Raw genomic sequence first — 20,629 nt, 5'->3', positions numbered from 1 at the left:
TCCATAGGTCCTGGATTTGTTCAGCGAAATTGATTTCCGATCTAGCTAAAAAACACCATAAATGTGCTGTAAGCCATTGGGTATCACTCAATATTCTGGATCTGCTCTCTCATCTGCTCTATCAATACCTTTAATTCAACTGCTGCCTGAGTGCTCTCGGCTACTACGGCTTTAGATGACAAGGTGTTGGCTTCGCGATTGAGTTCCTGCATGAAGAAGTCTAGGCGTCGCCCACTGGCGCCACCTTTTTTCAATACGCGTCTTACTTCTTTTACGTGGGTGTCTAGGCGGTCGAGTTCTTCATCTACATCGGCTTTTTGCGCGATGAGGGCGATTTCTGCTTCGAGTCTGCTTGGGTCTAGTTCGACTTGCAATTCAGCAAGGCGTTGCTTTAATTTGTCGCGTTGGGCGGCGACGATACTTGGCATTTTACCGCGAATGTCTGTGACGATATCGTTGATGGTATCTAGGCGTTGCTCAATTAATTTGGCGAGGGCATCACCTTCACGCTGCCGTGTGGCAACGTGCTCGTCCAATGCTGTGTTGAAACCCTCTAGCAGTTGTTTGCTTAGCTCGTCGTTGTCTAATGTTTGCGGTTCCAGTACGCCGGGCCAGCGCAGTAATTCGAGAATGTTAATAGGTGCCGTATGGGCAATGTGAGCTTTTAAGCCGTTGGCGGCCTCCATTATCTGATTAGCTAACGCGTCGTTAAGTTGCAGGGCCTGCTGTTGGTTTTGCAGTTGTACTCTCAGTGCGCATTCTACTTTGCCGCGTTGCAGATTGTTGCGCAGCGCATCGCGCAGGCTGGGTTCGAGTTGGCGCCAGCTTTCGGGTAATTTAAATGATAGCTCCAGATAGCGGTGATTGACTGAGCGCAATTCCCAAGTAGCACTGCCCCAAGGGTAGTCAAGGCGTTGATGGGCAAAGGCTGTCATGCTGCTGGTAGTCAAAAGAATTCCCCTGTCGATTTCAAATGCTTGGACTGGTTAAAGGTTTAGGCGGAATAGTGTAAGCCTAAATGGTAGTAGATGGCGAAAAGTTCCTTGAAGAAAGCCTGTGGGTTTAGGTGCGCGCACTGGTTTTGGCGGGGCAATTATAACGTTGGGCTGGAGTTTGGTTTTTCGATTTTGTCGCTCTTTCTGTTGGGTTTTAACCTGCTGTCGGCGGTGAACGGTTATACTGTCGGCTTCAAAAAGGAGAAGAATATGACTGTAGTAAGGCCGAGTGAGCGCGCCTATGATGAAAAGCGGGCTGTGCGGATTAGTCGCAATTTTACCTGCCATGCTGAGGGTTCCGTATTAATCGAGATGGGGAATACCAAGGTGATTTGCACGGCGTCTGTGCAGAACAGTGTGCCCGGTTTTTTGCGTGGTAAGGGCCAAGGTTGGGTGACAGCGGAATATGGCATGTTGCCCCGCTCCACAGGTAGCCGAATGGATCGGGAGGCGGCCCGTGGTAAGCAGAGTGGTCGTACTCAGGAAATCCAGCGTCTTATAGGTCGTTCGCTGCGGGCGTCGATTGATTTGAATATGTTGGGTGAAAATACAGTTTATTTGGATTGTGATGTCATTCAAGCCGACGGTGGTACGCGTACAGCATCGATTACTGGGGCTTATGTTGCGTTGGCGGATGCCATTGCGAGTTTGCAAAAGCAGGGTTTGATCAGTGGTAATCCACTCCAGCAACAGGTTGCCGCTATTTCAGTGGGTGTTTATCAGGGCGTGCCGGTCTTGGATTTAGACTACGCGGAAGATTCCACAGCCGAAACCGACATGAATGTGGTGATGGACGATAAGGGGGGGGTCATTGAGGTTCAGGGCACGGCGGAAGGTGCTACGTTTAGCCGAGCTGAAATGAACGCTATGATGGATTTAGCTGAAAAAGGTATTACTGAACTTGTTAGCGCTCAGCGAGCTGCCTTGGGCTGAGGTCTTAAAAAAACCAGAGGCCCCTAAAATGGGCTCTCTGGTAATTCAAAGTCATAATCCATAATGAGCGGTGCGTGTTTGCCAAATTGCTGCACTTTATAGATGGCGCCGTACTCAACCCGCGGCGTAATGTGCTCTGAGGTTACTTGCATGTCTACTCGCCAGCCGTTGCTGCCGGGCTCGCCGTCAGGCCACCAGCTAAATTCATCCGCGTCGTTATTCACTAGGCGAAATGCATCTGCATAATGTTGTTCGCGGAATAGGCGGTCTAGCCACTGTTGCTCTTCTGCCAGGCTGCCGGGCTTACCGTGATTGCCGCGCACGTCTTGGATGTCGATGGCGCGGTGAGCAATATTCCAGTTTCCACAAATGATAAAGTCACGGCGTTTGTTGCGGACCTTGGTCAAGTGATTCAAATATTGTTCAAAAAATTGATTTTTGCGGATTAGACCGGCGCTATCACCTTCCTCGGCGCTTGGTGCAAGTAGGCTGCCGATACTGATATTGTCAAAGTCGGCCTGAATATAGAGGCCGTCCATATCAAAGTCTAGAAACCCCAAACCGGTCATGATTGCTTTGGGCAATTGGCGGCAGTAGATTGCGACGCCGTTGTGCTTGCCGTCGGCGGCATCGAAGAAGTAGGGGTTGTAGTCGCGAGGAAAATAAACATCGTCACGGAGTTTGTATTCGGCAATACCAAGATTTTGAATGCAAATTATGTCTGCGTCTTGATTCACGACCCAGTCAAAGAAGCCATTTTTGGCCGCATCTACAATGCTGTCAGCGCAAAAGCTGATGATTCTCATGTGTTTCCTATCGTGTCGATCACGGCCAAAGTTTGGCCTAAGGATATGCAAGCTCAGGGGTAGGGTGAGCCAGATTAATTGTTTATCTACTTTTAAGTTAGGTTGCTTCGAACTTTAGATATAAGCAAGGGTTAGACTACAATGAAACCCTAACGACAACAATCGTGGCGGCGAATATCTGCCAAAAAACACCTCATTTCCCACTGCTGACGGACGTAGATCAGGGCATTTGTGTGCAATAGCCGTCTATTCTGTGATTTTTAGTAGTAGCTTTCTAAAACCGACGCGTAAAATGGACGTCGAAATATTGACCGAGTTTTTTTGAGGGTGCAGATGAGTATTCAGAAATATCAGCAGCAATTTATACAGCAGGCTATTGCGAGTGAGGCGCTTTGTTTTGGCGAGTACACACTCAAATCTGGCCGTATTAGTCCCTATTTTTTTAATGCGGGGCGCTTTAGTAGTGGTGCCGCGTTGGCTGCTCTTGGACGTTGTTATGCCGACGCTATTGTTGCCTCTGGCATAGAGTTCGATATTTTATTTGGACCTGCTTATAAAGGTATTCCGCTGGCGGCGGCGACCGCTTGTGCACTCGCAGATCATCATCAGCGCGACGTTCCCTATGCGTATAACCGCAAGGAAAAGAAGGACCATGGTGAAGGCGGCAGCCTTGTTGGCGCGTCTTTGCAGGGCCGCGTGTTGATTATTGATGATGTGATTACTGCCGGTACGGCGATTCGAGAGGCGATTGGGATGATTGAAGTCGCCGGTGCTAGCGTTGCGGGTGTTGCTATCGGATTGGATCGCCAGGAGCGGGGAAAGGGTGATCGCTCTGCTATTCAAGAGCTGGAGCAGGATGCGTCTCTATCGGTTATTAGTATCGTTGGTTTGAATGATATCGTCGATTATCTGTCTACCGCTGCAAGCGATGCGTCTTTAGTCGCGCGTATTAATGCGTATCGAGATCGTTATGGTGTTGAGATATAACTCGGTATAGAGCATATTTATATCGTTTTGTGTTTTTGGGAGTAGCTTAATATTGTGGCAGTGAGTCGCTTGATATTGTTGGGAGTGCTGGTACTAACAGTGGCGTCTGAGTTGTCGGCGGAAACGCTCTATTATCGCTATCCAAGCACCAATGGCACCGTCGTTATCGACAGCAGTGTGCCGCCAGAGGCGGTGCCAAGGGGTTACGATGTAATCCGTGTTGATGGCTCAGTAGTTAAAACAGTTGCGCCTAAATTGAGCGACGAAGAGCGCAAAGCGCGTTCTTTAGAGCTTGAAGTTGCAGCCGCAAGAGCCGAAGCCGATGCGAAAACTCGCAAATGGGATCAGTCGCTTTTGTTGCGTTACAGCAGCGTTCAAGATATTGAGGTTGCCAAAGTACGGGCAATTAACGATATCAAGGTTCGCATTTCAATTCTGAAAAGTAATTTGTCTGTTATTAAACAGCAAATTTTAAGTAATCAAAGCGAGGCGGCAGAGCTCGAGCGTCGAGGCCAGAAAGTGCCGTCCGCACTCACCGAAACCTTGGCATCTTTGCGCCGCGAAGTGACCACCACTGAGCAGCATATTTCTAGCCGTAAGCAAGATCTTACTGAGATTGCTGAAAATTATGAGCGTGATAAGGCGCGTTTTGAGCATTTACAAGACCAGGCTGAAAAACGTCTTCAGTACTACACTCGCGATTAAGGGCGTGATCAACTAACGAAATAGGGACGCACTGAGTTGCTGCCACTGCTCGTCCCAGTGTTCGGTGGGGCGGCGCTTAAAATCACTGCGCACAAACTGACCGATTCGACCCTCTGCCGCTGATAGCAATAGATTGGCGGTGCTACTTACGGTGATTACCGTACGTAAGCCTTCCCGCAACTCCGCCTCACGTAATATTGTTTTTAATTGGGTTTCCAAACGGTCGTAAAACTGCACCACGCGGTTACGCAGGCGCTCGTGCTCTCCCGCCAAGGCGTCACCGTTAAAAATTCGCGTAATGCCGGGGTTGCGCTCGGTGAAACCGAGTAATAGCTGAAGTATATTACCGAGTTGGGCAATGCTTTGGTTTTCCTCTTTCATGATGAGCGTGACGCGGCTAAATATGGTTTCTTCGACAAACTCGATGAGACCTTCAAACATTTTCGCTTTACTGGGAAAGTGTCGATATAGCGCTGCTTCCGATACGCCTACCTCGGCAGCTAATTTAGCGGTGGTAATTCGCGCACCGGGCTGGGTTTCCAGCATGGTGGCGAGGGCTTGCAGAATTTCATCGCGTCGTGACGGACGTTTGTTCATAGAGTATGACTGACCTTATCGTGTTTTCAGGCCTTAGCTCGCTCACTACAGGGTAAACAAAATAGTGAGCGGCGGGCTGGGTAAAACCTTAGACTTCTTCTAGCAAGTGACGGGTGTTGGTAATGAGTGTGCCGACGCCGGTATCGGTGAAAATTTCAAGCAGAACGGCGTGGGGAACGCGGCCATCAATGATATGAGCGCTGGTGACACCGGCATTGACGGCAGAAAGTGCGCAGCCAATTTTGGGCAGCATGCCGCCGTAAATGGTGCCGTCGGCAATCAGCGCATCTACTTGTTCTGTACTTAGGCCGGTTAATACCTTGCCTGATTTATCCATCAAGCCTTCAATATTGGTTAATAACATCAGCTTTTCTGCTTTCAGAACTTCTGCGACCTTGCCCGCCACGAGATCGGCGTTGATATTGTATGACGCGCCATCTGGGCCTACGCCGATAGGTGCAATAACGGGGATGAAGTCGCTGTTAATCAGCATGTCTAGCACTTCGGTATTGATTTTTTCTACTTCGCCTACGTGGCCAATATCAATAATTTCTGTTTTTGCCAGATCGGGTGTGCGCTGGGTGACCTTGAGCTTTTTGGCGCGGATTAACTGGCCATCTTTGCCAGTGAGGCCGATGGCTTTGCCGCCGTTGCGATTAAGCAGGGAGACAATCTCTTTGTTGACTGAGCCGCCGAGTACCATTTCTACCACGTCCATAGTGGCGGTGTCTGTGACCCGCATACCGTCGACAAAATGGGATTCGATCGCTAAACGTTTTAGTAAGTCGCCAATTTGGGGGCCGCCACCGTGAACCACAATGGGGTTCATGCCAACGAGCTTCATTAGCACGATGTCGCGGGCGAATTGTTCTTTCAGCTTGTCGTCTATCATGGCATTCCCGCCAAATTTGACAACAATGGTTTTATTCGTAAAGCGCTGGATATAGGGCAGTGCTTCGGTAAGTACGCGGGCAACGTCACCTGCGGCGGAGCGACTCATGGACATGATGGATTCTCGTTAAGTCGGTGGCTGAAAAAGGACGTCTATTAAAGACTATCTGCAAGCGTCGGATCAATCCTTAGCAGCAAATCCTTGAAGTCATTTTGTATGCGTGTCAGAGAGGCCTCACTTTCGGCTTCAAATCTTAGGGTAATAGCTGGGCCGGTATTCGAGGCGCGTATTAACCCCCAGCCTTGTCTAAACTCTACCCTCAGGCCATCAATGTTGATTAGCGTAGCATCGGTGAATTTTTGATTCTCGGTAAAAGTTTCAACAATAGCGAATTTACGATCATCGGCAACCGGAATTAAAATCTCAGGACTGCTCACCAGTACACGCTGGCTATTCAGCGCATCGTCCATGGTTGCGCCGGACAGTGTTAGTACTTCTAATAATCGTGCGGCGGTATACATGCCGTCGTCAAACCCGTACCAGCGTTCTTTGAAGAAAATATGGCCGGAGAATTCGCCGCCAAGGAGGGCGCCGGTATCTGCCATTTTTTGTTTCATGTAGGAATGGCCGCATTTCCACATAGTGGGGCGCCCGCCTGCATCGACGATTAGCTCGGAAAGCAGACGTGAGCATTTCACGTCAAAAAGAATTTCTGCGCCTGGATTGCGTGTCACCATGTCGTTGGCGAGCACCATGAGCAGTTGGTCGGCATTAGGGCATTGGCCCGTTGCAGTGACTATGGCAACACGGTCGCCGTCTCCATCGAAGGCGATCCCTAAATCTGCGCCGTGTTCCGCCACAGCGGCTTTTAAGGCGCTTAGGTTTTCAGCGACCGTTGGGTCCGGATCGTGATTGGGAAAGTTGCCATCGGTATCACAAAACAAAGGTATGACATCGCAGCCCAGTTCTTCAAAAAGTGTTGGTGCAATGTTAGAAGTGGCACCGTTGCCAGCATCAATAACTATTTTCAGTGTTTGGGCGATAACCACATCGCCAGTAACGCGGTCGATGTAGCGCTGTTCTATGCTGTCGCTGGTCAATGTGCCTTGACCGGTTTCAAAGTCTTGGGCCTCAATGCGCTGCCTTAATGTTTGTATGTCCTGTGCGCTGAGTGATTGAAAATCTAAGCTGATCTTCATGCCGTTGTAGTCGCCACGATTGTGGCTACCGGTAATCATTATGGCGTTGCCAATGTTTAGGTCTTGGCAGGCATAGTGCAGCATGGGCGTCGCAATGAGGCCGAGATCGGTGATGTCGATTCCGGTACTAAGTAAACCCTTAATCAGTGCACTGTGAATTCGAGGGCTGCTCAAGCGACCGTCTCGTCCCAATAGTAGTTTGGTTTGGCCGCGATGAAGTGCTTCACTGCCGATGGCTCGACCTATTGCGAAGCAAGTGTTGTCGTTTAAATCAGTGTCAGCGATGCCGCGAATATCGTAGGCGCGAAAGCAACTCTCAGCGATACGCGTTGTAGGGTCGTGTCTGGTTCTGGAGGGTTTGTCACTGGCTAACTCCGGAAGTGGCGGAGCACTATCTAACGCGGGAAAATTATCCCGTTTCGTGAGTTTGCCTTGTCGATTAGCCGAGAGTTTTTTGGCTAGTGCTTGCTCCAAGCTTGGCTCAGCCCTTGTTTCGGCTTTGCCCTCTTCAGTGCCAGTCTTTTTGTCGCCACGTTTGGGCGCGGCTGGAATTTGGTAGCTGCGGATGAAAAAGATAGCGTGGCTGCCGGCGATTAGTGCTACACATAGTACGCAAATCAACCAAAGTAAGGTGCTGTCAGAGCTTAGACTTTGAACGGTAGTCTCTTGAGGGTAGACCTGAAGTGTCCAGCCCGGCACTGACAGTGGGCGGCTTTGCATTGCTTCGGGATAATTGATCGCTGCGGGCTTGATAACACTGTCGCGACGTGTTTTGTAGGTTTGAATGAGCTCATTGCTGACCGCGTTTCCGGCTAAGCTACTGAGCATTTTTTCAAAGTATTTTGCGCTAAAGGTAACGTAGATGGCGCCGTGCTTACCGGCGGTTTGCACAAAAGAAATCAGCCACTGCTTGTCGTCTTTGTAGGCTTCAATAATCAGCGTATTTTTTTCGATACTTTTGCGCAGCATATCAATTTCAATATTATTGCGTAGGCGCAGTGTCTCGCTGCGCTCATCGGCAATACCTTGGTTGCCAATGTATATAATTTTGGTGTCCAGTGCTTCTGGAAAGGCGCGCTTTAGGTTTTGCGAATAAAGGCTGTCGTTGCTGATATTACTTTGATTGAGTGCGCTAATTAATTCAGGGTTTTTGGTTTGCTCTGTGACTCGCTCGCCAAGTTGGTCAATGACGTCGCGCACGATGCCACGCTGATGGTCTGCGATATTTGATGTTATTGTAGATATGCGTTGATTTAGCGCGTGTGGCTCTTCAACACCCTGTATCCAATAAAATGCGCCGAATACCAAGCTGATACAGAGTAGCGCTGATACCACAATGTCGCGCTGATTCGCAGAAAATCGCGGGGCGTGTGTCTGCTTGGTACTTGGTGTGGCAGGCGCTTTTTTTCTCATTGTAATGGTTATCTGATCCTTGATGTTGGCGTGTAGCTGGAGGTTTTGGATCTCAATGACGTCATAATGGAAGCGCTCAGCGTGTCTGTCTAGTTTTTCACAGCAAAGAATTGGTTCGCTATTAAAGAAATCAGCTGGGTCGATAGCTGATTTTTACCCATTTGAGGAATTGTGGTTTCACCTTCCTTCCAAATTGCCGTGACGGCATTATCGCTAGCGTTGAAGCCAATATTCGTATTAGAAACATCGTTGGCAATAATTAAGTCGAGATTTTTGCGTTCAAGTTTACCGCGTGCATACTTTATGAGGTCTTGGGTCTCCGCCGCGAAACCGACGGTGATGGGGCGTTTCTCGTGATTGGCGACAGTCTTGACGATGTCTGGGTTGCGGACGAGCTCAATTTGCATTGTCTCATTGTCTTTTTTGATCTTTTGATCAGCCGCGTTGGTGGGGCGATAATCGGCAACGGCTGCGCAGCCGATGAATAGCTGGCATGAGCCGAGAGTGGCGATGGTGGCGTCAAACATATTTTGCGCGCTAATCACGTCGATTCGCGTCACCCGCTCTGGGCAGGCTAAGTTAGTTGGGCCGCTGATTAATGTCACGATGGCTCCAGCATCGGCCGCGGCGGCCGCTAGCGCGTAACCCATTTTCCCTGAGCTATGGTTGCTGATATAGCGTACCGGGTCGATGGCCTCGCGGGTTGGGCCTGCGGTAATAGTCAGGCGTATGCCGTCTAATAGGCGGTGATTGAACATGTTTGCGGCCAGTGCCGCTAGCTCTTCGGCCTCTAACATTCTTCCTGGGCCAATATCACCGCAGGCTTGTTCCCCCGCTGCGGGGCCGAACAGGGAAATACCGCGCTCTGTTAGTGTATGGATATTGGCCTGCGTTGCCGCGTCGCGCCACATGCCTTGGTTCATGGCGGGGGCGAGTGCTATTGGTGCTGCTGTTGCCAAACACAGCGTGGTGAGTAGGTCATCGCCACGTCCGTTGGCAAGGCGCGCCATAAAATCCGCACTAGCTGGAGCGACTAGAATAAGATCGGCCCAGCGCGCTAGCTCGATGTGCCCCATTCCTGCTTCGGCTTCAGGATCGAGCAAAGTGGTGTGAACGGGATTACCCGACAGGGCTTGCAGCGTTAGTGGCGTAATAAACTCCATCGCAGCTGCGGTCATGACGACTCGAACATCGGCGCCGCGATCTTTTAGGCGTCGAATCAGCTCGGCACTTTTGTACGCCGCAATGCCGCCGGTTACGCCAAGTAGAATCTGTCGGTTGCTGAGTTGTTTCATATCACCATTGTCGCAAGTGGTCAGTGTGGCGTTATTATGAAGCTTATCGTTGCCGCCGACTACCGTGTCGCGCAGCGGTACAAGATTGTATATATTTTGAGTAGCTTCCATGTTCACCAAGGAGGGTGTGATGGCAATTAGGGATTGGCCTGCCGATGAGCGGCCTAGAGAGAAATTATTGCAGCGCGGCGCAGCGGCGCTCGCAGATGCGGAGCTATTGGCCATTTTTCTGCGTACTGGTGTGACGGGTAAGTCGGCGGTGGATTTGGCTCGGGAGTTGTTGCAGGAACATGGCGGGCTTGGTGCCTTGATCGCCGCGAGCCGCGAGCGTTTTTGTGCGTCCCATGGCTTGGGAGACGCTAAATTTGTGCAATTGCAGGCCGTGGTAGAAATGTCCCGTCGCTATTTATCTGAAGCCCTTCAGCAGCAGCCCGTGTTTAGCAGCGCGGCGGCGACCCGGCAATTTCTGCTGGCGCAGCTGCGACAGGAGGTGCGCGAGGTATTTGCGGTTCTATATTTGGATAATCAGCACCAATTACTGTGCTACGAGCCACTGTTTTACGGTACGATTGATGGGGCGGCAGTTTACCCGCGGGAAATTGCCCGTCGTGCCCTTGAGTTACATGCGGCGGCACTGATTGTGGCGCACAATCATCCTTCGGGGGTGGCTGAGCCAAGTGATGCTGATATTAGAATTACTCGTCGTATTCGTGACGCCCTAGCATTGCTGGATATGCGCTTGCTAGATCATTGTGTGGTGGCGGGTCCAGAGGTAATTTCGCTCGCCGAGCGCGGATTGATCTAAAGAAAATTTCTGAGCAAAACTTGCTTGCTGTTCTGTGTTCTGGTATAAAGTCGCGCTCCATTTGGGCCGTGTCCGGGATGCCACAACTTCTCAGGGCACCCGAGTATTGTCATAAACACGCGGCGGCCCAGTTTGAACCTGATTTTATAAACCTTTTGCACCGTTGATGCGGGTAAAGGTTGAAGAGGCGACTATCACATGTCTAGAGTATGTCAAGTTACTGGCAAGCGTCCGGTAACCGGAAACAATGTATCACACGCAAAAAACCGCACTCGTCGTCGTTTTTTGCCAAACCTGCACAGCCATCGTTTTTGGGTTGAAGCAGAAAAGCGTTTTGTTACTTTGCGTGTTTCTAGCAAGGGCATGCGCATCATCGACAAAAAAGGTATTGAGTCTGTGTTAGCAGATCTTACTGCCCGTGGCGAAAAATTCTAAGGAGACTTGTCATGGCTAAGAAAGGCGCAAGCGATAAAATCCGTTTAGTTTCTAGTGCGGGTACTGGTCACTTCTACACGACCACTAAGAACAAGCGTAATACTCCGGATAAATTTGAATTTTCAAAATACGATCCAGTAGTACGTAAGCACGTGATGTATAAAGAAGCTAAAATCAAGTAACTCTTGGTTTGGTGCTTCCATAAAAAAACCGCGCAATGCGCGGTTTTTTTTATGTCTGCAGAAATTAGCAGAGCTAAGGTGCCGAGAACGACCGGTTTGTCTTTTAGTTAACGACAGTTAGCTTGTCTTCAACGTTTTTAACGTGATCAAAGCCTTTAGCAATCTCTATGGCTAAGTCGTGAGCAGCACCGCTTTTAACCGTGCCTGTTAGCACCACCATGCCGTTTTTAGTGTCGACATCAATGCTGGTGGCCTCAATGTCGTCATTGGCAGCATATTTCATATTGATGCCGGCGGTGGTGGTTAAGTCATACCAGGTGCGGCTAAATTTCTCGCCAGTAGCTTCCATTTTGCTGGTGTAGTTTTTATCTACAGTTAGCTTGTTGTCTACAGACTTTACACCGTCTACATTCTCAGCAATCTGCCCTGCCAAGTCCTTTTCAATTTCGCTATTTACAGTGCCTTTGAGCGTTACGTTTGATTTTTTAACGTCAGTGTCGATGGTGAAATTGTTAAGTTCGCTGTTTAGCATTAAGGCAGTTTCAATCTTCCCATCGAGCCACGCATCATTTGTTTTACCTTGCCAATCATTAGCTAATACCGGCGTAATGCTAATAGTTGAAAGTACAATAGCGCTTGCTAGCGTTTTTTTGATAGTCATATTCTTCTCCATGAATTTGAAAGATAAAATTTCTATGTAAAATTAATTTCAAGAAACTTTCTTTTTTAATTCGTTAAATTGCTTTTCTGCTTCGTCCTTGGCCAAGCCGTAGCGCTCTTGTATAACACCTATAAAGCGTTCGTTGTTGGCTTGTGCGTAATTAATATCATCGTCAGTTAAATCAGCCCATTTCTCTTTAATTTGGCCTTTTAACTGCTTCCATTTTCCTTCAGCGATATCTTGATTCATAAAATACTCCTCTTGATAGCGAATTTTTGCCGTCTTTGGCAAAGTAAGATGCGATTACAACCGAGGTGGTCGTCCTTGCAAAATTTGCAATAGTAAAGAAATAACAAGTAGTACTAAAAATATAAAAAACAAAGTTTTCGCAATACTCGCTGCTGTACCTGCTATGCCGCCAAAGCCAAGTGCTGCAGAAGCTATGGCAACAATAAAAAATACAAGTGACCATCCCAGCATGACAATTTCCTTTTTTGTTGCAGTGCTAATTCTGACCTCGACTAAATAATAAGTTCAAAGTTTGTTTTTTTTATAAAATACAAACTTTGTCTGGAATGAATTGTCCACACAGTGAAGCCAATATTTAGTAATTTGTTAATTAAAGGGAGATGCAATATGGCGAATTCAGCTGCAACGAGTGATAAGGCGCATGCAAAAGTAGATGGTGCTGCCGAAAAAATACATGAGGCTGTTGATCGGGCGGCCGCAGTGGCAGGCACCAGTGAGGATCGCTTAATCGAGTTGGCGAATGAGTTGCGCGAGCATGCAGACAGGCTTGCACAATCCGCTAAATCACGATCTGAAGCGGTTAGCTCCGCAGTAGGTGACTACACGCGAGAGAACCCGGCAAAAAGTATTGGCATCGCATTTTTGCTAGGCGCCGTTCTCGCATTTTTATTTCGTAAATAAAAGAAATGACTTTAAATGCGAGCAAGGGCGACGAGCAGATCATAGCTGATAGGTCGTTAAACGCCGAAGCAAAGTCGAAGTTGCTAGATTCGAACGAATCTATGGCTAGCTTGGTGTACGCGTATCGCGATTATTTGACGGGCTATTTAAGCTTGGCAGAGATGCACGGTCAGCGCTGGATGCTGCTGCTTTGCAAAATACTGGTGCTAAGTCTTGCGGTGTTTATGTTGCTGCTCGCCAGCTGGCTTAGTGTGCTGGCTGCGCTCGTTGGCGTAATGATGCAGGCGGGCTTGTCACTTGCTGGAGCGATGTTGCTTGCAAGTGCGGCGAGCCTTGCGCTTAGCTGGGCTTGTTGGCGAGCTTTGCGCCGACGTATTGGCGAATTCTCGCCATCGTCTTTGGCCGAGTCTACTCGCGATTCGAGTCCAGCGGACGGCGGAGGGGCTTAGCCATGGCGAGTGTAGAAGCTCAGCTAGTAAAAGCTATTGAGCGAAAGAGGGCACAACAAGCGCAAGACAGAGAGGTGCTTCGGCATCGGCGCGAGTTATATCGCGACCAGTTAGCTAATAACTTAGCTAAGCCTGAGTTTCTGATTGGCGGTCTTTGTCTTGGTTTTTTATTTTCTCTTCGCCAAAAAAAGAATGACTGTGGCGATAATGAACAATGCAAAACCGTCAGTGCCGGAAACCCAGTATGGCGGCAGATTGTTGTCGATGTCTTAGATCGGCAGCTAAGTCGGCTTTTTGTTGAGATGCGTCGCCGGAGATAAAAACCTGTCAATTAAAGCGATAATCAGTCTGCAATAAGATGATCGCTTTGATTGAATCGAAGAAGTTGTTTACTGCTTAAGCAAAGCTCCGAAAAAGCAGTATTGCTTTTACTGTATTTTGGCCACTGCGTTGTGTCATCGTCGAGATAGTGAGCTAGGGCAATACTGATTGCTACGCCATGCGAAACAATGACAATGTTTTCATTTGGGTGTTTTGCACTAATCTCGCTAATTGCAGCAAGCATTCGCAGTTTCACAACATTTTGAGATTCGCCGTTTGGCGAGCAATAATCCGGGTTGTTCACTAACTCAGCCATTGCATTAGTATCTTCTTTACTCAATGACTGAAAGGTCACCCCTTCCCAGTCGCCAAGATCCAGTTCCATCAGTCTCGGGTCGTGAATTACGCTTAAATCAAATGGCTTAGCTATGGCCTCTGCTGTAATTCGAGCCCGCTGAAGTGGGCTGGTGTAGATTACATCTGGGCGTAGATAGTTGGAAAAGTAGGCGCCCAACTTACGTGTTTGCTCATAGCCTTCGGGAGTTAATTCCGTATCTGTATGGCCATGCCATACTTTGTCGATATTTGCATAGGTCTGCGCGTGGCGAACAAAGTGGATTTTTCCTTGAGTCATATATTTTATCGCCGCCAATGACATGTTGGTATTTTCGGGTTTTTGTAAAGCAATGCTAGGTTGTTCGCTATTATACTTGCACCGATATATGAATTATACCGTACTAAAATTTGATGTTGCTGCTAATCGAAAATTCTAACATCTGCGCTGTTTCCCATTTTAGAGAGTCGCTGCGCACAGAAAAGGATGCCAGCGGATGGCTGATGATGATCCCTATCGCTTTGCTTCTGAAGTCGTAATCTGTATGCCATGCAAAGAATTGAGTTTTCGACGAGTAACCCAGCCGCGGAAAAATGACTTTATTGTAGGAAAAAAGTTGGCTGGTAATGTCTGAGTCTTTGTTTAGTGAATACTGGCCATTGATGATATAGCGGTGTGGCAAATGTTGAGTTTGATCTCGATAGCCTTCGATGCCGCTAATCGTTGGTTTGGTGTCAATAGCGCCGTTGCTGTCAAATGAGACCGTATTGGTATCAGCATTCGCCTGAGTGTAAGTGAGGTTTTTAAATTTTATATAGGAAAGAACGTCTCTACCTTGTAAGCCTAAAGTAAGGGTTTCTGAGGCTTGCCATTCGATGTCAAAGTCTAGGCTGACCCCATGGCCATCTGTGTCCTCCTCTTTTCGATCTAATAATGTGTCTCGGCTGTACCCGTAATCCAAGTGTAATTGTGCTTGGTAGCCATCATCTAGAGATTGGAATTGTCCTTTAAGGTAGCCGTTTGTTGTTTTATCTGCGCGTAGATAGTTTGCGCGAATTTTACTTTTAAGCTGGGGTGTTATGTCGATTTTGCGTGCTAGGCCAAGTCCCCACGCACGTATGTGATTTGGTTTAAGATAAACATCGTAGTGCCGATTGGTGGGTACGGGTAAATCGTTGCGAAGCAAATAGGCGAGCTCTGCGGTGTCGTTATTAAACTTTAGATAATAGTCGTAGCGTTGAAATAGGCTGTATTCAAACTCACTTTTAGTCGCGGTCACCTCTAGTTGGTTATGTGTAAATGCAATGTTGCCGTTTTTAACTGGCTTGCCTTCGAGGTCATGGATTGTTTGATCGATAGACGCTATCGAGCTATAGCTCTGACTCTCAAAACGCAATTCTAAAGACTCTGGTTTTAAGTCGGCTCGGCCGTTTACTGATAAAACACAAAGACTAATAAATATTAAAGCCTGCAAGTGCATTGGTTAAATCCATATTTATTTTTGGTAACTCCCAGTGTGGTGCTGGGATGAAAAAAGGGGAGGCCTTGGGCCTCCCCTTTTCATTGTATAGAACCCATTACATAATGGATTCGAAGCTTCCGTCGGAATAGCGAATAATGATAGTGCCAGAGTCATCGTTGACGTCGGCGAACTTGTCATCGCCTACGTTTATTGAGCCGCTCACACTAGTTTCATCGCCATCTTCAGTTTCGGTAAGGATGAGCGTCACATTGTTGTGGTTGCTCAAAGAAACCGAATTACCACCTTCGTAAACTAAGTTTAATTGCTTGCCACCATAACTTAGTTTGATGCTACCTTCGCCGGTATCTAAGCCTGTACGACCTGCACTAAAGTTAATGTTGATATCGTCACTCACGCCAGCCAAGTCGACGTCAAAGATGATGCTTAGGCTGCCCATTGCATAATCTTGCGCTGTCTCATCGTCACATGTGTAGGAATAGCTATAGCCGTTTAAGTTGCTGTAGCTAAGATCGCTGGTGCAAGTTTCATCGAAGTTTGTCAAATTGGCAGCCAACGTGGCGCTGATGGCGTTGCCGCTAGCGTCACTGAATTCACCTGAAAGGGTGATTTCAAAACCATCTACTATCGTGGTTTCGGTATATTTTTCTGATTCGCTATAACCATTCTCGCCAAATTCGCTGCTATATTCGCCCATGTCAGTGTAATCGAGCAGGTCGAGAGCAATGTTCATTGCGCCGGTGAAGGAGACTGGATTGTCGCCGCCAAGCTGAGCGAGCGTGACGCTAAGGCTGGCGCTGGCGTCCTCTACGGTAGTAGCGTCATTCCACTCTTCGTTGTATTCACTGAAAAACTCTGTTTCATCGCTTTGCTCGCTATAGGCGAAAGAGGCGCTGATTGATGAGCCTTCGTCGATCGTGAGTTTAGCGGCACTGCTTTCCGCGCTGCCGGTAATGCTTAAGTCGATAGTAGCTGTACCCTCTGCAACGTAAGTGACGCTACCATCGTCGTTTTCAGTTTCATCGCTATCTTCATCGATGACTGAACCGTTGACCGCACTTAGAGCCAGCGCAACATCTGTCTCACTAACGCTTAGGTTCTGGTCGATTGTGTAGGTTTCTGTATCGCCAGAAACACTAATAGCGACGGTAATACCATCCGTGGTGGACGACGTCGGCTTGGTGCCTTCTGCATCTTCGAATTCGCCAACCGCATTGGCAATGGCATTTAGAGCTAGGCCCATGGCCTCAGCAACGATATCGCCATCGTCTGCCAAAACTTGTGCCGCCAAATCAACTTGATCTGCAAACGCCGCTTGGTTTTCAGTGATGACACCGGCGCTGCCCAAGTCGCGCACTTGTTTTACAAAAGCTTTCGCCGCAATTAGACCTTCACTACCAATGTCGTCGGGGATGTCACCTTGACTGGCTGTGGTGTCGCCATTTTGCTCAGCATCAGCCTCTGCGGCGGTGATGCTAGTGCTTGCACCAGTTAGTTCTTGATCGTCTGAGTCGACGCCCTCAACAGCTTTAACCGCGTCGAGGATTGCAAGTGCCTCTTCGAGCAACTCTTCTATGGTAATCGCGGTAGATTCAGTGGTTTCTTTGTCCGCAATACCACCATTTGCAAATTGGTTGCTTAAGCTTGCGACGGCATCTTCTAGCGACAGGCTTGAATCATCTTTCAGGATCGCGGCAATAGCAGCGGCAGCTTTCAAGTTATAGTCAAGCGCGTCTTTTGTCGCACCGTTGACAGCATCTGCATTGGTAATGTCGACGATCGCCTGATTGATCAGGCCACCGGTGATACCAAGGCGGTTTGCTATTTGAGCATTAGAGGCAAGTGCCGCGTCAGAGGCTCGAGCACCACTAACCACTTTCTGTAGGGTCAGTTTCGATGCGATGTCTGTAAGTGGTGTCACGTTAACGGTAACGGTACTTGAATCAGCTTTTGGCAGTGTTGCCGCCATGGTAAATGTTGATGCCAGTGGATAGGTATCACCGAATAAAATGGGCGTGCCATCAACCGTGCCGCACTGAGTAACGTCGCAGCGCATTGTCGCACCGTCTTCGGCGCTAATTTCGATAAATATAGCCGTGCCTGAAACGTAGCTACTATTCAGGGTCAAGCTGTATGTGCCGTCTTCGGCCGTTACGGCTGGCGTTGCCAGTGGTGTTGTTTTATCTACGGTGCCATCGGCTGCTATAGCGTAGGCATTGACGGTGCCGCCAATGATGATGCCTTTTGATGCTGTTCCGCCGACATTGTTGCTGGGGGCTGAGCCGCTGCCGCTACTGCTGCTGCCACAGGCAATGAGTACGGTACTGACGGCAATGGGTAAGATGAGTTTACAAAAACGAGGGGTGGTAATCATCAAGAGCTCCTTGAAAATATCCGTCAGTTTGCACGGCTTGCTGATTAACGCAGCAAGGAAAACGCCGATGACACTTTCCTGTGAAATCCGCTTAAAACTGTCGTTATTTTTTATTTAATTGGCGAATTCTGCAGCCCGGATTCGCCTATTTAGTATTATTAGAAAATAAATTTGGGTGCAGAGAGTATAGATACATGTATTTTTTACCTTGCTCAAGCTGTTTTTATCAATATTTGTTTAGTTCGTTGGCCACAAAATCGTTAAATACTTAGCGCGCTGCAGATATAGGGGCGCTGGAGTTGACGGTTGATATTGTCGCCTGAGCTGCCGTCGCGGTGGATAAATATTGATCGAGTACGACTTTTGTCTAACTTGCGCAATAGCCGCGAAAGTTGCATGGTGGTTTTGGTATGGTCGATCGGTATGAACATTCATTCGTGTCAGTCTTTTTGCTGAGTAATTCGTCGTTTTCCCATGCTGAGCGGAGATTATCGTTAAATGGTTTGCAGGCTATTCTCGACGGAAGTCGGCAAGACCCAATTTTTGAATTAAATAGACGGGGAGTTGGTAGTTATGTTTTCTGGAATTCTAATTAGTAAGGACGATGCTGGGCAGTCGGTAGCCGTAACTCAAATCGACGAGGCGCAATTACCTGAGGGGGATGTAACGATAGACGTGGAGTACTCCACAATGAATTATAAAGACGGATTGGCTATTACTGGTAGTTCTCCGGTGGTTCGTAAATTTCCGATGGTGCCAGGTATAGATTTGGCTGGCGTTGTTTCACAAAGTAGCCACGCCGATTATAAAATCGGCGATAAAGTTGTTTTGAATGGCTGGGGTGTGGGTGAAGGTCACTGGGGCGGTCTTGCTCAGAAGGCGCGGTTGAATGGTGATTGGCTTGTCGCATTACCCTCTGCATTTACTACCCGTCAGGCGATGGCAATTGGCACTGCGGGGTACACCGCCAGTCTTTGCGCAGAAGCATTGATTAAACAGGGTGTTGCGCCTGATCAAGGGGAGGTGCTAGTGACCGCAGCAACGGGCGGCGTTGGCAGTATTGCGATTGCTTTATTAGCCAAGGCCGGATTTAACGTGGTTGCGGCGACTGGTAAAGCCAGTGAAGGAGATTATTTAAAGCGACTTGGTGCCACCTCTGTAATTGATCGCGCCGAGTTAGGTGAGCGCGGTAAGCCATTGCAGAAAGAGCGGTGGGCTGGTGTTGTTGACGCAGCCGGTAGCCAGACCTTGGTGAATGCCTGTGCACAAACCCGTTACGGGGGTGCAGTAGCCGCTTGTGGTTTGGCACAGGGTTTTGATTTTCCCAGTACCGTAATGCCCTTTATTTTACGTGGTGTTTCTCTGTTGGGGATTGATAGCGTAATGGCACCTAAGGCGGCGAGAACGGTTGCTTGGGAGCGTCTCGCACGTGATCTGGATGTCGATGTACTTGAGCAGATCGTGAAAGATATCACGCTGTCTGATGCCATTGGTGTGGCAACGCAAATGATGGAAGGTACTCTGCGCGGCCGTGTGGTTGTTGATGTTAATAAATAAGGTCAGTCGAGTTTCTGCGAAGCATGATTAAGCGCAGAACCGCTTGATCATGCTTCGCAGAACATCAATGCTCGGCTGGATCTGATCTAGCGCCATAAACTCGTCTGGTTGGTGTGCTTGGTCTATTGAGCCAGGCCCCATGACGATCGTTTGCATCCCCAGCTGCTGAAAAAATGGCGCTTCGGTCGCGAAGCCCACTGTGCCGGCGGGCTGCCCTGTCAGTTGCTCTACAAGAGTGACTAGCTCTGAATCGGCGGGCTCTTCATAGGCAGCCAAGCCGGGCATTAAAGCGCGCAGACCAATATTGATGGCACGGCGTTCGGCCACGGGTGTAAGGATTTTTTGGATTAAGGTATCTAGTTCATCGTTGTCCATGCCGGGGGTGGTGCGAATATCAAAATGTAGTTCGCATTGTCCGCAGATACGGTTTGGATTGTCGCCGCCGTGTATACAGCCAAAATTCATCGTGGGTGTCGGTACAGAGAAGCCGGGGTGTTGGTATTTTAAGGCGAGTTCTTGTCGTAGCTGAATTAAGCCGCTCATGACTTCGTGCATGGCATCCATGGCGTTGTTGCCAAGTAGAGGATTTGATGAGTGCCCGGATCGTCCCTTAATTGTGATGCCCTTCATCACGATGCCCTTGTGGGCGCGCATGGGTTTTAAGCCCGTAGGTTCGCCGACAACCGCATAGCGGGCGCCAGACACGTCGGCCTGCACTAGTGAGCGCGCGCCATCCATACTGCTTTCTTCGTCGGCGGTTGCCAAAATAATGAGCGGTGCTTTGAGTGGTTTGCCTAAGAAGGGCTGCAATGCCTCGATGGCGATAGCGAAAAAGCCCTTCATGTCGGTGCTACCTAAGCCATAAAGTTTGCTGTCGCGTTCTGTTAGGACGAATGGATCGCTTTGCCACAGAGATTCGTTGAAGGGCACTGTGTCGGTATGGCCGGCGAGCACGAGGCCGCCACTGCCCGTGCCTAGGGTGGCGATTAAGTTGGCTTTGTCTTTATGGCCGACAATTGGCTGAATTTTAACCTGAAAACCGAGGGGCTCTAGCCACATGGCCAGTTGCTCGATGACGCGAATATTGCCCATATCACAACTGGGTAAGGTGGAGCTGACAGAGGGGATTTTAACGAGTTCTGTGATCATCGACAGAACGCTTGGTATGTTGTTTTGGTTTGCCACGATCAGCCCGCGCTAAGTGTTAAGTAACGGGCCATTGTAGCGAGTCGTGCAAACAAAAACAGGGCTTTGTTTGCACGACGATTGTATTAAAGCT

General features: G+C 48.7%; 24 protein-coding genes. 10 read left to right on the top strand and 14 right to left on the bottom strand.

Annotated features, from left to right (window positions below):
• Positions 1 to 83 precede the first annotated feature (83 nt).
• Positions 84 to 935, bottom strand: coding sequence for a YicC/YloC family endoribonuclease (locus O9X78_RS06485; RefSeq protein ID WP_269619012.1), 852 nt, complete (start codon positions 933 to 935; stop codon positions 84 to 86).
• Between the two features lie 270 nt (positions 936 to 1,205).
• On the opposite strand from O9X78_RS06485, the gene rph reads away from it, so the two are divergent.
• Positions 1,206 to 1,928, top strand: coding sequence for a ribonuclease PH (rph, locus tag O9X78_RS06480; protein ID WP_269618807.1), 723 nt, complete (start codon positions 1,206 to 1,208; stop codon positions 1,926 to 1,928).
• 23 nt (positions 1,929 to 1,951) lie between these two features.
• Here the strand turns inward: rph and O9X78_RS06475 are convergent, their stop codons facing one another.
• Positions 1,952 to 2,734: an exodeoxyribonuclease III gene (locus tag O9X78_RS06475; protein ID WP_269618806.1), complete on the bottom strand. Its 783-nt coding sequence runs from the start codon at positions 2,732 to 2,734 to the stop codon at positions 1,952 to 1,954.
• A 333-nt stretch (positions 2,735 to 3,067) separates the two neighbouring features.
• On the opposite strand from O9X78_RS06475, the gene pyrE reads away from it, so the two are divergent.
• Positions 3,068 to 3,721, top strand: a complete 654-nt coding sequence (gene pyrE / locus O9X78_RS06470; protein WP_269618805.1) for an orotate phosphoribosyltransferase — start codon at positions 3,068 to 3,070, stop codon at positions 3,719 to 3,721.
• A gap of 54 nt (positions 3,722 to 3,775) precedes the next feature.
• Complete coding sequence (locus O9X78_RS06465) at positions 3,776 to 4,426, top strand: hypothetical protein (RefSeq protein WP_269618804.1); 651 nt, start codon at positions 3,776 to 3,778, stop codon at positions 4,424 to 4,426.
• 12 nt (positions 4,427 to 4,438) lie between these two features.
• On the opposite strand, the gene slmA is transcribed toward O9X78_RS06465, so the two are convergent.
• From slmA to coaBC, 4 genes are all read right to left on the bottom strand, one after another.
• Entirely contained in the window at positions 4,439 to 5,023 is a 585-nt protein-coding gene (slmA, locus tag O9X78_RS06460; RefSeq protein ID WP_269618803.1) for a nucleoid occlusion factor SlmA, read from the bottom strand.
• Positions 5,024 to 5,111: 88 nt separating this feature from the next.
• Complete coding sequence (gene argB, locus O9X78_RS06455; protein WP_269618802.1) at positions 5,112 to 6,029, bottom strand: acetylglutamate kinase; 918 nt, start codon at positions 6,027 to 6,029, stop codon at positions 5,112 to 5,114.
• A gap of 41 nt (positions 6,030 to 6,070) precedes the next feature.
• Positions 6,071 to 8,527 (bottom strand): phosphomannomutase/phosphoglucomutase, encoded by a 2,457-nt coding sequence (locus O9X78_RS06450; RefSeq protein WP_269618801.1) that lies wholly within the window; start codon positions 8,525 to 8,527, stop codon positions 6,071 to 6,073.
• 89 nt (positions 8,528 to 8,616) lie between these two features.
• On the bottom strand, positions 8,617 to 9,822 hold the full coding sequence (coaBC, locus tag O9X78_RS06445; RefSeq protein WP_269619011.1) for a bifunctional phosphopantothenoylcysteine decarboxylase/phosphopantothenate--cysteine ligase CoaBC: 1,206 nt from the start codon (positions 9,820 to 9,822) through the stop codon (positions 8,617 to 8,619).
• A gap of 130 nt (positions 9,823 to 9,952) precedes the next feature.
• On the opposite strand from coaBC, the gene radC reads away from it, so the two are divergent.
• From radC to rpmG, 3 genes are all read left to right on the top strand, one after another.
• Positions 9,953 to 10,627 carry a RadC family protein gene (radC, locus tag O9X78_RS06440; RefSeq protein WP_269618800.1) on the top strand — a complete coding sequence of 225 codons (675 nt, stop codon included), beginning with the start codon at positions 9,953 to 9,955 and terminating at the stop codon, positions 10,625 to 10,627.
• A 198-nt stretch (positions 10,628 to 10,825) separates the two neighbouring features.
• Complete coding sequence (gene rpmB, locus O9X78_RS06435; protein ID WP_103682597.1) at positions 10,826 to 11,062, top strand: 50S ribosomal protein L28; 237 nt, start codon at positions 10,826 to 10,828, stop codon at positions 11,060 to 11,062.
• 11 nt (positions 11,063 to 11,073) lie between these two features.
• Positions 11,074 to 11,244 (top strand): 50S ribosomal protein L33, encoded by a 171-nt coding sequence (gene rpmG / locus O9X78_RS06430; protein WP_008252729.1) that lies wholly within the window; start codon positions 11,074 to 11,076, stop codon positions 11,242 to 11,244.
• Positions 11,245 to 11,347: 103 nt separating this feature from the next.
• Here the strand turns inward: rpmG and O9X78_RS06425 are convergent, their stop codons facing one another.
• Genes O9X78_RS06425 through O9X78_RS06415 form a run of 3 tightly spaced genes read right to left on the bottom strand, consistent with a single transcriptional unit; the run spans position 11,348 to position 12,385 of the window.
• On the bottom strand, positions 11,348 to 11,905 hold the full coding sequence (locus tag O9X78_RS06425) for a BON domain-containing protein (RefSeq protein ID WP_269618799.1): 558 nt from the start codon (positions 11,903 to 11,905) through the stop codon (positions 11,348 to 11,350).
• Between the two features lie 48 nt (positions 11,906 to 11,953).
• On the bottom strand, positions 11,954 to 12,154 hold the full coding sequence (locus tag O9X78_RS06420; RefSeq protein WP_269618798.1) for a CsbD family protein: 201 nt from the start codon (positions 12,152 to 12,154) through the stop codon (positions 11,954 to 11,956).
• A gap of 54 nt (positions 12,155 to 12,208) precedes the next feature.
• A complete protein-coding gene (locus O9X78_RS06415) occupies positions 12,209 to 12,385 on the bottom strand; it encodes a DUF1328 domain-containing protein (protein WP_269618797.1) in 177 nt (58 codons plus the stop codon).
• A 156-nt stretch (positions 12,386 to 12,541) separates the two neighbouring features.
• Between O9X78_RS06415 and O9X78_RS06410 the strand changes: the two genes are divergently transcribed.
• From O9X78_RS06410 to O9X78_RS06400, 3 genes are read left to right on the top strand one after another with little or no spacing between them, the layout of a single operon-like run.
• On the top strand, positions 12,542 to 12,835 hold the full coding sequence (locus O9X78_RS06410; protein WP_269618796.1) for an ElaB/YgaM/YqjD family protein: 294 nt from the start codon (positions 12,542 to 12,544) through the stop codon (positions 12,833 to 12,835).
• A gap of 5 nt (positions 12,836 to 12,840) precedes the next feature.
• Positions 12,841 to 13,284, top strand: a complete 444-nt coding sequence (locus tag O9X78_RS06405) for a hypothetical protein (RefSeq protein ID WP_269618795.1) — start codon at positions 12,841 to 12,843, stop codon at positions 13,282 to 13,284.
• A gap of 2 nt (positions 13,285 to 13,286) precedes the next feature.
• On the top strand, positions 13,287 to 13,604 hold the full coding sequence (locus tag O9X78_RS06400) for a hypothetical protein (protein WP_269618794.1): 318 nt from the start codon (positions 13,287 to 13,289) through the stop codon (positions 13,602 to 13,604).
• A gap of 23 nt (positions 13,605 to 13,627) precedes the next feature.
• Here O9X78_RS06400 and O9X78_RS06395 read toward each other — a convergent pair whose 3' ends face one another.
• The 4 genes from O9X78_RS06395 to O9X78_RS06380 all read right to left on the bottom strand — a co-directional run bounded on the left by O9X78_RS06395 (position 13,628) and on the right by O9X78_RS06380 (position 18,224).
• A complete protein-coding gene (locus O9X78_RS06395) occupies positions 13,628 to 14,239 on the bottom strand; it encodes a histidine phosphatase family protein (RefSeq protein WP_269618793.1) in 612 nt (203 codons plus the stop codon).
• A gap of 103 nt (positions 14,240 to 14,342) precedes the next feature.
• Positions 14,343 to 15,419 (bottom strand): hypothetical protein, encoded by a 1,077-nt coding sequence (locus O9X78_RS06390; protein WP_269618792.1) that lies wholly within the window; start codon positions 15,417 to 15,419, stop codon positions 14,343 to 14,345.
• Positions 15,420 to 15,516: 97 nt separating this feature from the next.
• Positions 15,517 to 17,793, bottom strand: a complete 2,277-nt coding sequence (locus O9X78_RS06385) for a hypothetical protein (RefSeq protein WP_269618791.1) — start codon at positions 17,791 to 17,793, stop codon at positions 15,517 to 15,519.
• 260 nt (positions 17,794 to 18,053) lie between these two features.
• On the bottom strand, positions 18,054 to 18,224 hold the full coding sequence (locus O9X78_RS06380; RefSeq protein WP_269618790.1) for a hypothetical protein: 171 nt from the start codon (positions 18,222 to 18,224) through the stop codon (positions 18,054 to 18,056).
• Between the two features lie 142 nt (positions 18,225 to 18,366).
• Here O9X78_RS06380 and acuI point away from each other — a divergent pair, with 142 nt between their 5' ends.
• Positions 18,367 to 19,350: an acrylyl-CoA reductase (NADPH) gene (acuI, locus tag O9X78_RS06375; protein WP_269618789.1), complete on the top strand. Its 984-nt coding sequence runs from the start codon at positions 18,367 to 18,369 to the stop codon at positions 19,348 to 19,350.
• A 27-nt stretch (positions 19,351 to 19,377) separates the two neighbouring features.
• On the opposite strand, the gene argE is transcribed toward acuI, so the two are convergent.
• Positions 19,378 to 20,535 carry an acetylornithine deacetylase gene (gene argE, locus O9X78_RS06370; RefSeq protein WP_269618788.1) on the bottom strand — a complete coding sequence of 386 codons (1,158 nt, stop codon included), beginning with the start codon at positions 20,533 to 20,535 and terminating at the stop codon, positions 19,378 to 19,380.
• Positions 20,536 to 20,629: the final 94 nt, after the last annotated feature.

This window comes from Zhongshania aquatica (assembly GCF_027257955.1).
Classification (GTDB): domain Bacteria; phylum Pseudomonadota; class Gammaproteobacteria; order Pseudomonadales; family Spongiibacteraceae; genus Spongiibacter; species Spongiibacter aquatica.
This window is presented reverse-complemented; position numbering and strand designations above follow the sequence as displayed.